The sequence below is a fragment of the Mesobacillus stamsii genome (genome assembly GCF_030814065.1).
GTDB classification, from domain to species: domain Bacteria; phylum Bacillota; class Bacilli; order Bacillales; family Cytobacillaceae; genus Mesobacillus; species Mesobacillus stamsii.
Map to the genome: position 1 here is coordinate 44,920 of NZ_JAUSUN010000023.1, position 11,280 is coordinate 56,199.

Sequence of the window (11,280 nt, forward strand, 5' to 3'; positions counted from 1 at the left end):
AGGAAAAGAAGAAAAAAATAAAGTTTTTCCTTTTTTTCTAAGGAGTAAGGGTTTAAGGGGATTAGATGTTGATATATTCCAAGTAATCCTAAAGGGGGTTTGACAAGGGTACGACCTCAAAGCTATTGTATCAATCTTAATTCCATCATATTATGATTACACAAGCGATAGATGACTTCCTCAAAGGTGGTGCTTAACCTTCTTCTTCAAGCACTCCCATCTGACGCTTACCAAAAACTCACCCCTAAGGAGACTTCGATATGAAGAAGCAACAAATTATTTCAATGATAACCCAAATGAAAAAACCTGAAAATAGTAACACGGAATTTGTAGATCAATATCACAATCATTTCTACGAAGAGTGTAAGAATTCAAAAGTATCAAAAACAAAAATGGATGACCATGACAGAACTGTGCAATACCAACCATTTGTCCTAAGACCATATATGTTTGTAGGATACAAATTTGATAATAGATTATATGGATGCAAGAATGCATTAAGTCCAGAGGCTGAAAAATTGCTCCCTCCCCTCATGAAAGAGTATTTTCTAAATACTGATATTGTAAAGATTAAGGAACTTTTTGAGCTAATTTTTTGGGAGAAATACGACGGTATTGGAAATTTAAACAATGCTTTCTTGTTACTTGCCTTTTTAAAGGAAGGTTCAATAAAAGAATACGCTAAATATCATAACGAATTAAATGAAAAATTAAATGGAAAATCCACATATTCAGGTATTTATCATCCAAGTCATTTTAAAGATATGAATGGTCAAATTTACACTAAATTCATAGACTTCGGTGAATCATTAGAAGTAATTAACTTTGAAAAAATGATTATTTTTGACTTAGACAAAGATGTGTTAATTTTGGAAGATAAAAAAATGGGACAAAAGCAGAACTAATTAAAAGATTCTAAGATAGGTAAATAGTCTCTTCGAATTCAAGTTCGTACCTGCTGAAATTAAGTTGGTGTCTGAACGGGGGAGAAAGCGTGAGGCAACTATGTAAGGGAAATACTCCAAAGAATCGGGAGACGTACTGTTGGTACGTTTTCTCGGTTCTTTTTATTTGCCTATGAAGATCTTCGGTCTTCCCAATTCAATCAAACGTTTGATTAAAAAACCTGATTTATCAACGATTTAAAGCTGGAGGATAAGGCAGGAGAAGAAGAAGCGGGTAAGAGGGAAGCAAGAAAAAAAGCGGGAAGGAAAGCCTGAGAAAAAGCCTGGAGAGATGCAATTTGTCCTTGATCCTCACTCCGACTATGGAAGAACTTAATTACATATTGGAGGCAAGGTTTGAGGATAAAAGAACAGGAAATGGGGTCAAAAATGGGCAAATGCGGGGAAGAACTTAATTACAGAGTAAAGGTAAGAGTTAAAGGGGAAAAATGGCGTAAGAGCAGGCAGGGCAAGGGATTGAGGGGGATAGGGGCGAGGGAAGAGAGATACCAACTCTATTTCAGAAGGACATAGTAGATGATTAGGGGTAAGGGTTACAAGGAACGGTAATTTTATCTTTTAGCCACGAAATACTAATCATTTCAATAATTAATCCGATATTAAATATCCCATATCCATACCTTTACACTCCTTGTCTTCACATGTTAAATTACCAACAAACTGCTATTTTTTTTGAACCAGGTCTTTGTCCAACTTTATCTTTTGTATCAGAGGATTATCCTTTGAATAAATTTCAATGATTGCAGTCACCCAATTGTTACGTGAATCAACTTGCCGATCTCCAAAAACCCACAATCCAAGAGCTTCTAATTCTTTTATTTGCGTAGTTAGGCTGTTTTCCAAATCAAATCTTTGTCCTATTTCAATCATATCCCAAATATCTAACACATCTGCAACCACCGTTAAAAAGCCTTGTACAGTCTCTACTTGTTCTTCTGTCTTGCAGTCATGATAGTCATAGCCATACTGGTGAGCAGAAGCGATTATTCTAACAAGTTCTCTCCCGCTTTCTATCCTATGAAGAAATTTCAACTCGGAAAGTTTCTCCTTGCTTTCGTCTTTTAAAGTGTCATCATCATTGTACATTTTGTTCAGTTCTTCCATAGTAGTCCCTAAAGCATTCAAGATTGATAGCAAGGTGGCACTTTCTGCCGTACCAGATGATTCAACCCTCCGAACTGTTCTTTCGCTAACACCAGCGATTTCTGCTAATTGAGCTTGTGTCCAGAGTTTCAAATCCCTTAATTGCTTTAACTTTAATCCAATGTGCATCGTACTTCATCTCCTTCTGTTTATCTTATTTCCATTATATATCCAGTTTTAATCTTCTTGAAGGTCTTGAACAGGACAATATCAGGGCAATTATAGGACAGATTTAATAATTGGATTTGTCCTGCTGTTTACCGTTGCCTTTGGAAAATTAGTTGAAATATTTAACGTAAGATGCTGGGGGAAATTGTATAATAGAAATCAATAAGTCATCTAAGTGATACACGAAGGGAAGAGAACTTAATAGATGTGGTGGTTTTTGTTAGGTTTAATTGTAGGCGTTTGTGGACTTGGAATTTATCACTTTTCCGAAATGAAGAGAATTCGTCAGGAACAAGTTGAAGATGATAAACGATTCAGTGGTTTAGTGGCGAGTACAAAAGATATTATTTATTATTTTGAAAAGAAGCCTGGATTTCAGTTCAGATATGTCCTCCCGCCATTAGAACACTTTGTTGGAGAAGAAATGGGAAAAGAAGCATTTGTTGATCCACAAAAGTTCTTTTATCTGGTTCATCCAGATGATCTTGAAATGCTGTGGAAAAAAATCAAGGGAGAAGTGGATTACAATAAGCCAATTGTAAATAGAATCAGTGACCGTAAAGGTGGGTACACCTGCTACGAGGAATACACAACACCCGTATATAAGGATGGAGAAATAGTAGCATTGCAAGGTATCCTTCGAAATATCAATGAAAAGATAAAACTACAGGCTGAGCTTGAATATAGAATTAACCACGATGACCTAACAGGTTTATATAACAGAGGATATTTTGAGAAGAAACTCTTTAAATATAATCACGAAGTAAACGCTCCCGTTGCAATCATTATGTGCGACTTAGACGAATTAAAATATGTAAATGATCATTATGGTCATAATGCTGGCGACTTACTTATCAAAACCACCGCTAACATCTTGAATGACTTTTCCTGTGAGCAAACAGTCATTGCAAGAATGGGTGGGGATGAATTCGCATTAATAGTCACAGATGCCTCGGAGGAAATTGTCATAAAGATGGTGGTATCTGAAATAAATAGTAAGATGAACGACAATGTGATTGAATCTTTAAATCTGCCAATTAAACTTTCGATTGGATATGCATATAGAGCAGAATCGATTCATCAAATGGAAGAGATATTTTCAGAGGCAGATAAGGATATGTACCGCAATAAAAACCGCAGAAAGCGAGTGCCAGTTTTGAAATAAGGCAACTCCTATATCAGACATTCCTTTCCAACCCAAGGGGGATTAGATAATGAAATCAAAAATCGTTCCTAAAGAAGCCATTCCCCAATTAGAATCTGATGAAGTCATTTCTCATGAAACAAATCTCCCTTATCCCATAGTTCATTACCCTTCGAGATTTGGTTCTTTTTTTGGTTTTCAGGAAACACAGGATAGTCCTGTTTATTATTGCTCCTGCCAGAAGACTGGTCTGGAAGTTTACCTCATGAATGACGAGTTTAACCGTTTTAGCGATATTCCGAAAGTGTTGCGAGAACAAATCGGAGAGTCATTTTTAAAATCCATTCAATACGAGGAGAATCTTTGCCATGTGTGCAACAAGGTTGCTCCTGCATTTGGGTTTGGAAAGACAATCAACGGTACGAAATTCCACGCCATATATGGACTTTACATAAATGGAGTAGCCTACAGTTATGGTATTAGTCCTTTTGGAAGAATTCGTGATGCATCACTTATTCCATCAGACATTGTTCCATATCTTATTACGACACAATATGATGACAAGAGATTGGATGAACAGTCAGTATTTGATTTTATGCGTTATTGTGAAGACAGCGTTCGTATGAGAATGGGGTATTTTACAATCGGCAAAAAATGGACAACGGAAATCAAATTGCTTGATATAGTAAAGAAACTCTATCCCGAATATACGGTTATTCATCAATACCCTTTGGATCACTTGCGAGCTGATATCTTTATTGAAGATTTAGATTTAGTGATTGAAAACCAAGGAGAACAGCATTTTAAGCCAATAAAGGTCTTTGGTGGAGAAGAAGCGTTGAAAAAAACGAAAGCCAGGGATGAAGAAAAGGCAATGCTATGTGAATTTTATAAACTTGGGATTATCTATTTTACATATCAAGATGATTTAACTGAGAAGAGTGTGAGGGAAAGAATTTCATCATACATGAATGGAAAGTAACCAAATAGTAGTTTTGCATATACAAACGGGTAGTTTAGTTGAACAAGCGATTGTTTAAGAAAAAACAAAAAGTAGATAGGGTAAAATTAAACAAAACAGCTTTCTTAATATACATTTGAGGTGAAGTAAATGAATATCGGAGATGTAGTTTATCAATTGATTATGTTTATTATTTTATTGGGAATGATTTTTGGAATATACTATCTTGTTCGTTCAATAGTAAAGGGTTCCAAAAATTCCAATTTTAAAAATATTGAACAAAAACTGGACAAGATAATTGACCTTCTTGAAAAAGAAAAGAAAGAATAAATAACAATGGGTTCTTATTCACCTAACATGTGCATTTCTACAGAAGAAAAAAATCTTCACAATTGCAAGGGAGAATGTACATTGGAAACCCCTCTTGAAAGAATAAAAGCCACAATCGACGGATATAAACGGCTACTTGCTATTATTGAACAGCATGCGGATAGCGAAGGAGTCTGCAAATTGTCCAAAATGAAAATCTCTCTTCAATATGGGATTTCCTATACAGGGACATTAAAAAAGTTGGGTTGTCTTGAAAAACACAACTTAATTATAAAGACAGAGGGCGGATTTAAAAGGACAGGAAAGGATGTCCTGGAGGATACACCGTTTTCCCTATTGCTTAAATTATTGCTGTTGGTTATTGAAAAGCCAGAGATCTACAGTAGCTTTAAACAACAAGCTGAGATACTTAATGTCTCGTTTGACGATGTTCGTTCAGCATGGGGCTTTTATGGGTATTTCTTTGGAACAAAGTATCCATCTGTTCAAGAAGCAAATGAATGATACCAGAAGAGTGGCAAGGAATTGACGGTTAATTTTACATAGTTATGATTGGGAAAAGCAATAACAATAAACGGATATCAGGTGATTGATATGTTTGCCCATAAAACTCTATCACTAAATAAATATGCGAAATTCACGTGCCAATCATTATGATTGGCATTTTTTAATGCCGTTTTTTAGGCAACTGTATTAAAAATTGATCTGAAATGAGGAGGAAGAGTATGAGGCATTCGTTTGGGAAATTTGATCAACCTGAATTTATGCGGAAGGCTATCTTGGAACATATAACTAACATTTTCGTGCTGATGATTGGAATCCTGTTTGGTGCGTTTCTATAGACATTGTAGTGCAAGCAAGGGTCATAGGTTTCGAGGATAAGACGATGAAAAGAGAGAGAAATATCTTATTAGGGGGGGAGATTGAAAAGTAAGTCGATCTTTTTTTCAGAAGGATGTAACCAGATTTCAGCAACACTCTGGAGAATTTGTTTTGCAAATTATATGTTTTTCATTAGGGGGATTGGTGTGAAATCAAAAGGAAATTCAAAACGAGTGGAGGATCTGAATTTTTGGACTGGCTTTGAAGATAACGTGCCACAAGAGATAAGGGATTTGATTTTCGAACAATATCTCGGAGAAGATCTGTATGTCTACTGTGATGCTTCCATAAAAAATAGATTGCAGTCAGTCGCATGTATCTTTGTTCATAATGCGTCAACAGTTTTGATAAAGAAAATGGTCTATCCACCTCCTGATTGTTTAGATAAAAGTTTTTTCGGCGAAATGGGAGCCGTTGTCTACGCTTTGAAGAACTTTTCAAAACATATGATGCCATCTTGTAAGAGCGTGACGATATGTTCTGATGTATCCAGCATGGAACAGTGGGTTGATGGTCGAGCATCATTCAAGAACCATAATTTGCAGAAGATGCAAAATGAAATGATCTTACTTTATGAAAAAGTGAAGTTGCAGAATCCCGACATTTCTATTGAGGTTAAGTATTTGCTCGAAGAACACAAGAATTACCACCCCTTTTATAAAGCGGTACACAATGCGGCCCGTTCAGTGCTGAGACGAAATAGGTAATGTCATCGGAAAATAAAAGAAATAGTGGTTAGGGAGGAAGAACCATTGGGGCAATATTTGCAACTGGGCATATGCAGTCGCATAGTTATTCAAAAAGAAAGAACCGCTAAATTGAATGTATCCATAGAGAAAGTGACGGAAGCTCTCGATAAAGTAATGGATATGTCTTTATTCGAACGTGGAGATACGGAGGAGCAGTACATCTTTACAATAAAAGAGTTTATCGTACTTGATCAATTGAATCAGTTCCTCGAATTCCAGTTTTCGCTTTATCCTCAACAACATTATAAGGAATCTTTTGAGACCGCACTAAAAGCTGTTTCTGAGCAGTCTTCTCTCCAGAATATATTGGAGCTGGCAAAGGCAAAGAAGTTTTCATGTTTTCAGAGAAACATCATTACTGATGAAATATTGGTTAATGATTGGCATGGGCTAAAGGTTGAATATGATATGTGGATCATGTTTGTAGAGGGGAAACTGGTTATGGAAACATATAATAACTTCCTAAGATACTTCGAAAAACAAGTCAGGACTTCGAGTAAGAATTGGTCAATATCAGGGGCTTTCCGTTGCTTTATTGATTAACAAATAACAATGGTAAGCGGGTACGAAGTTCAGCAATAAAAATACATGTGGCAATCGATACAAGACACTCATTCCTTGACTGGATTAGAGTGTCTTTTACTTCATATACGCCTAATAAAACGTTATCAAAAGATTAGATAATGTTTATCGGTAAATTGGTTGAAGGATAGCAATTAATAGTGATAATATGATTAATTTTCCGCAGTTAAATAGATACAAAACAGTTAGAGATAATGGAGTGGAGTGACAGTGAATCATAAGCCTGAGCATGGAGCGGTACTAAAAGAAGCAAAAGTAGAAATTCTGAAATTGGTCATAGAGTTAATTAGCAAAAATGTAGATGTAGATGCGATCATCAGTATCTTTTCTTTAGAAAAAATAGAATTAGAGCAAATTGAGGGTTTGGTTCGAAAGAATATTAAGCAAGGGAGTGAGTGGGATTTGAATAAGTGTGGTATGGCTGACAAAGCTATGAAGACACTGGATTCGGTCAGAAAAGAGCAGATGGGAGAAAATCAGACAGATGTTCCCGAGGGCGTAAATGAGGGGAGGCTCGACAAGGAACTTATGAAAGTGGTGAAGAAAAATGTCAGAAACCCAAATCGAAGAAAGATCACCGCTGTTCCTGTTACTATGAAAACAAGATTAACAAGGGAGAACGAACGGCTCATAAGAGAGATAAGCAGTTGGCTGGAATAGGAAGTGAGAAAGAGGAGATAAAAGAAACAGAACCAGCATATCTTCTTCGGTTTCGGAAAAAGAGACAATCAAAAGACGAATTCGTTGAAAAGGACTATAATGGAGTTAATAGTGATTTCCTACAGGAGAGATGATTTTATGAGAATTAATATTGTTCCTTTTGAAGACATCTCTAATGTTGATCTTAGAGAAACTACAAAGGAAAGTCCCTTGAAAGATTTTGAAGTTCCAAAAGGAATGTTTCAAAAAGAAGACGACCGACTTTTTAACTTAGACAATTGGGACAGGCAACATTGGGAAGGAGTCTTAGCAAATAGATTGCTTTCAGTAGACCGCAATTTTGGTTATGCAATGCACTACTATTATAGGGGTATTCCTGATGATGAATGGCATATTTCACCAGGTAAACAAGGGCAATCAGTTGAATATTACCCTCATTTTGAGGAAAAGCATTACAGTAACTTTTTCAACTTCATATATTTTGTTGATGTTTTCTTTTTGCAATCTTCTACCGTATATGAAACTATTGGTCATTTGTTATTTAAACTGTATGACTTTGAAATCAATGAAGATGATCCAAGAGACCAAATAAGTTTCAACAATGCAATTTTTAAACTGAAAGAGGTAAACCGCCCTTTATATAGAGATTTAATCAAAGTAAAACACTCTGATGACTATAAACTTGGAATACGTATGAGGAACGATATTGCCCATAATCATCCTCCTTATCAGATTGATTCGGGCATCTCAAAATCAAGAGGGTTAGTCGCTTTTGGAATTGGCAAATATACAACTACAACTGAAATTAAAGCGATAATGATTGGTCTTTTGAGAAGTATCAAGGCAACTATTGAGGTGCTTGAAAAGAACCTGCCAGTAAAATAGAAAAGTTATTAAACTGCATTTTTTGTAAGTGAATTATAGCTTAAACGTAAGGGTGCTGAGGAATGTGAAAAATGGACAGAATATAAACAGGGGCAAGCCACTACTTTCACATCAGACAATATACTTCTTGCTCCTTTTTAGTATATGTCTTTCTCTTGAATCATAAGGATATTTCGCTACAATCAAGCTCAACGGTTAGTGTTTCAAATACTCTGCCTGCACTAATTTCAATCATATATTGATAATCATGAAACCTTCCAAAAATCCTCCTATCGCCATTTGAATCAAAAAAGAAGCTGAATTCTCCTTGCTTTTTAATCATTTCGAGCAGTGGTAAGACATCTGCGTATTCTTTTTGATACAGTATAAAAGGTTTGTCCATTTCTCTGAACTTTACTAACAAGGATAAGACCCCCCAGTTAATTTATTTGTACATAAGCGATTAAAGTACACCATTATTTAAACCAATTCTACGTGAAAATATAACTAAAATATTAATTTGCCTCAAAGTTTTTGTGAAAGATGGATATAAATAAATATATAACTGTTAGCAAAGGAAGGATTGTGTGGATATAATCGAGGCGTTTATTGAAAGAGTGAAAAAGCCGACAGAGCAGAAGTTAAAGGAAGCACTCGAAAAGTTGAAAAACGATGAAATGCTCAGAAGGAAAATTAGAGAGTTGTCTAATACAACAAGAGATATAAATAGATTGGAATACGGTCTTCAATCGTTCGATCCGAACTCCGAAATAAGAGGAAAATGGACAAAGAAGAAGGGGGAGCTCAGAAAAAAGCAAGACAAAATGTATTCAGACATACAATTAGAGGGATTTGAAGAAAGTTGGATACAAACGCTTATTGATAATGAAATAGACAAGTTAGAAAAACTGTTTGATGAAGCAAGGAATGCAGGATATATGGAGGTTTTTGGAAAATTGGATATATCGGATATTGATATAGAGGATGGCAGATGGGAGCTAATAGGAAAAATAATGGAGGAAACAAAAGGAAATTATGTTGAGGGGAAATAGGGTATTAAGTACCTTCTATAATTCCGAAAATAATATATTTCACCAATAATATTCCATTGTTTGACAAAGGAGAGGTTGTAAAGTATTATAAGAACAAACGTTTCTATATGTGAGGTATTTGGAATGAATAAACAAAGAACAATTCCTGTTGTAAATTCAAATATAATTTTAAGAGTCGTGTCCTAAGTAGCTGACACGGCTCTTTTTATTTGTTGTAAATTATTTTTTACCTTTTTGAAAAAAGAGTGTATAGCAATTGAAGGAGGAATAGCTTTGGTTATTCAAGAATATCCTGAGTTCTCTTGGTCGTTTTCTCGTCATAAAAGTGCATTGGAATGTCCCACGAAATATTATCGATTATATTACGAATCACACTAATCCTGATATTTATAAAAACGCATATCCAAACTGGCAAAAGTCAATGAGAAAATATGATGAACAATTTGCTTTATTTTCTGCTCAATTTAAGAATTCTGCCGACAAACTAATTGATGACGTTGGTGAAAACAGAGGACATATTGTAGATGGTTTTATTAATCCAGCTTTATTTCTTTATAGACATTCAATAGAGCTTTGTTTAAAAGCAATTCTTTACAAGGTATATTTAGAAAATGGAGTTGAGTATGAAAAAATAAAGGAAAAACTTGAAGGTCATAGATTGGATAGCTTATGGTCTAAAGTTGATAACGAAGTAAGGAGTAAATATAATTTTGTAAATAATCAACAAGCTATAGCTGAATTTAGGAGAATTGGAAAATTGATAAAAGAGCTTCATGATACTGATGATACCTCTATGACGTTTAGGTATCCGTTTGATAAGGATTTAGAGGAGTTTCAATATGGTAATGGTAAGGAAAGTTTTGGGATTGATTTTGGGCATATGAAGAATGAAATAGATTTTGTCCATTCCAGATTGTATTACTGGATTTATGAAAGGGTTTCAACAAGAGAGGAGTGGTAAAAGTGAATCGGACTCAACTCTATTTTTGGAAGCCGTTAATGGAAAGACATAAAAAAGAGCTGTCTATGGTCGAACAATATTATATTCGAACAAAGCCAACCTTTAATGATATTGAAGCGGAAGCTACCGATTATGCGAATCACATTTATAACAACTATCCAGCTGATGAAAGCACTGATCTCTCTGCAGTTGCAGACTATGCAAATGATGAAGCAATACAGCTTTACGATCTCTTAGAAACGTTAAAGAAAAACCATTTACTAATGACAATATCAATGCTTTGTCAAATTTGGGAACAACAATTAATTAAGTTTACTCTTACTGAGATTGGTCACTTTATAAAATTTCATAATAATTCCTTATCATTCAGCGAATCAAAAAACATATTCGAATTACATGAGGTAAAGGTTGAAGAATGTGCATCTTGGAAAATGATTAAGGAAATGAGACTGTTGGTTAATACCATCAAACATGGTGATGGTGAGTCAGCAAGGAAGCTAAGAAGGATAAGACCAGATTATTTTGAACTCGATCTAATAAAGGGAACTGATACACTGGAACTGGCAAGAGCAGTATTATTAGATTCATACTCTCTTATGGTTGATGAACAAGATTTTATAAATTATGTTGAAGCAACAAAAACTTTCTGGAATGAGATGCCTGAATATGCTTATTCTGATGTGAATTTAATCATTACGATCTTAAATAAAAGGAAAGAAAGAAGCAGTAGATAGGGTATCCTTAACCAGCTGAGATAACCTTAATCCTTATCCCTTCTATGTAACTAAATTTTAAAACACCTAACCCGTCAGAAAAAAC

General features: G+C 35.0%; 15 protein-coding genes. 13 read left to right on the forward strand and 2 right to left on the reverse strand.

The annotated features are described in order from the left end of the window. The first annotated feature begins 260 nt into the window (after positions 1–260). Entirely contained in the window at positions 261–905 is a 645-nt protein-coding gene (locus J2S25_RS15550; RefSeq protein WP_307192329.1) for a hypothetical protein, read from the forward strand. A 396-nt stretch (positions 906–1,301) separates the two neighbouring features. After that, the gene (locus tag J2S25_RS15555) at positions 1,302–1,478 is read left to right on the forward strand and encodes a hypothetical protein (RefSeq protein ID WP_307192330.1); all 177 of its coding nucleotides are present in this window, start codon (positions 1,302–1,304) and stop codon (positions 1,476–1,478) included. Positions 1,479–1,628: 150 nt separating this feature from the next. Here the strand turns inward: J2S25_RS15555 and J2S25_RS15560 are convergent, their stop codons facing one another. After that, entirely contained in the window at positions 1,629–2,237 is a 609-nt protein-coding gene (locus J2S25_RS15560) for a helix-turn-helix domain-containing protein (RefSeq protein ID WP_307192331.1), read from the reverse strand. Between the two features lie 256 nt (positions 2,238–2,493). Between J2S25_RS15560 and J2S25_RS15565 the strand changes: the two genes are divergently transcribed. The 8 genes from J2S25_RS15565 (at position 2,494) to J2S25_RS15600 (ending at position 8,469) form a co-directional block, all read left to right on the forward strand. Further along, positions 2,494–3,441 carry a sensor domain-containing diguanylate cyclase gene (locus J2S25_RS15565; RefSeq protein ID WP_307192332.1) on the forward strand — a complete coding sequence of 316 codons (948 nt, stop codon included), beginning with the start codon at positions 2,494–2,496 and terminating at the stop codon, positions 3,439–3,441. Between the two features lie 49 nt (positions 3,442–3,490). Beyond that, positions 3,491–4,402, forward strand: a complete 912-nt coding sequence (locus J2S25_RS15570) for a hypothetical protein (protein ID WP_307192333.1) — start codon at positions 3,491–3,493, stop codon at positions 4,400–4,402. 129 nt (positions 4,403–4,531) lie between these two features. Next, positions 4,532–4,711, forward strand: coding sequence for a DUF4083 domain-containing protein (locus J2S25_RS15575; RefSeq protein WP_307192334.1), 180 nt, complete (start codon positions 4,532–4,534; stop codon positions 4,709–4,711). 81 nt (positions 4,712–4,792) lie between these two features. Beyond that, positions 4,793–5,215 carry a hypothetical protein gene (locus J2S25_RS15580; protein ID WP_307192335.1) on the forward strand — a complete coding sequence of 141 codons (423 nt, stop codon included), beginning with the start codon at positions 4,793–4,795 and terminating at the stop codon, positions 5,213–5,215. A 524-nt stretch (positions 5,216–5,739) separates the two neighbouring features. Continuing rightward, entirely contained in the window at positions 5,740–6,300 is a 561-nt protein-coding gene (locus tag J2S25_RS15585; RefSeq protein ID WP_307192336.1) for a hypothetical protein, read from the forward strand. Between the two features lie 45 nt (positions 6,301–6,345). Beyond that, positions 6,346–6,885 carry a hypothetical protein gene (locus J2S25_RS15590; protein WP_307192337.1) on the forward strand — a complete coding sequence of 180 codons (540 nt, stop codon included), beginning with the start codon at positions 6,346–6,348 and terminating at the stop codon, positions 6,883–6,885. Between the two features lie 249 nt (positions 6,886–7,134). Continuing rightward, positions 7,135–7,584, forward strand: coding sequence for a hypothetical protein (locus J2S25_RS15595; protein WP_307192338.1), 450 nt, complete (start codon positions 7,135–7,137; stop codon positions 7,582–7,584). 138 nt (positions 7,585–7,722) lie between these two features. Then, on the forward strand, positions 7,723–8,469 hold the full coding sequence (locus tag J2S25_RS15600; RefSeq protein ID WP_307192339.1) for a Cthe_2314 family HEPN domain-containing protein: 747 nt from the start codon (positions 7,723–7,725) through the stop codon (positions 8,467–8,469). 160 nt (positions 8,470–8,629) lie between these two features. On the opposite strand, the gene J2S25_RS15605 is transcribed toward J2S25_RS15600, so the two are convergent. Continuing rightward, on the reverse strand, positions 8,630–8,872 hold the full coding sequence (locus tag J2S25_RS15605; RefSeq protein ID WP_307192340.1) for a hypothetical protein: 243 nt from the start codon (positions 8,870–8,872) through the stop codon (positions 8,630–8,632). A 163-nt stretch (positions 8,873–9,035) separates the two neighbouring features. Between J2S25_RS15605 and J2S25_RS15610 the strand changes: the two genes are divergently transcribed. The 3 genes from J2S25_RS15610 to J2S25_RS15620 all read left to right on the forward strand — a co-directional run bounded on the left by J2S25_RS15610 (position 9,036) and on the right by J2S25_RS15620 (position 11,195). Beyond that, on the forward strand, positions 9,036–9,500 hold the full coding sequence (locus J2S25_RS15610) for a hypothetical protein (protein ID WP_307192341.1): 465 nt from the start codon (positions 9,036–9,038) through the stop codon (positions 9,498–9,500). Positions 9,501–9,921: 421 nt separating this feature from the next. Beyond that, positions 9,922–10,461 (forward strand): hypothetical protein, encoded by a 540-nt coding sequence (locus J2S25_RS15615; protein WP_307192342.1) that lies wholly within the window; start codon positions 9,922–9,924, stop codon positions 10,459–10,461. Positions 10,462–10,463: 2 nt separating this feature from the next. Then, positions 10,464–11,195 carry a hypothetical protein gene (locus tag J2S25_RS15620; RefSeq protein ID WP_307192343.1) on the forward strand — a complete coding sequence of 244 codons (732 nt, stop codon included), beginning with the start codon at positions 10,464–10,466 and terminating at the stop codon, positions 11,193–11,195. Positions 11,196–11,280: the final 85 nt, after the last annotated feature.

What these genes read in the sequence shown, in the direction of transcription:
- J2S25_RS15600 (WP_307192339.1), top strand. Translation starts at nt 7,723, where the DNA reads ATGAGAATTAATATTGTTCCTTTTGAAGACATCTCTAATGTTGATCTT.
- J2S25_RS15560 (WP_307192331.1), bottom strand. Translation starts at nt 2,237, where the DNA reads ATGCACATTGGATTAAAGTTAAAGCAATTAAGGGATTTGAAACTCTGG.
- J2S25_RS15570 (WP_307192333.1), top strand. Translation starts at nt 3,491, where the DNA reads ATGAAATCAAAAATCGTTCCTAAAGAAGCCATTCCCCAATTAGAATCT.
- J2S25_RS15550 (WP_307192329.1), top strand. Translation starts at nt 261, where the DNA reads ATGAAGAAGCAACAAATTATTTCAATGATAACCCAAATGAAAAAACCT.
- J2S25_RS15615 (WP_307192342.1), top strand. Translation starts at nt 9,922, where the DNA reads ATGAGAAAATATGATGAACAATTTGCTTTATTTTCTGCTCAATTTAAG.
- J2S25_RS15575 (WP_307192334.1), top strand. Translation starts at nt 4,532, where the DNA reads ATGAATATCGGAGATGTAGTTTATCAATTGATTATGTTTATTATTTTA.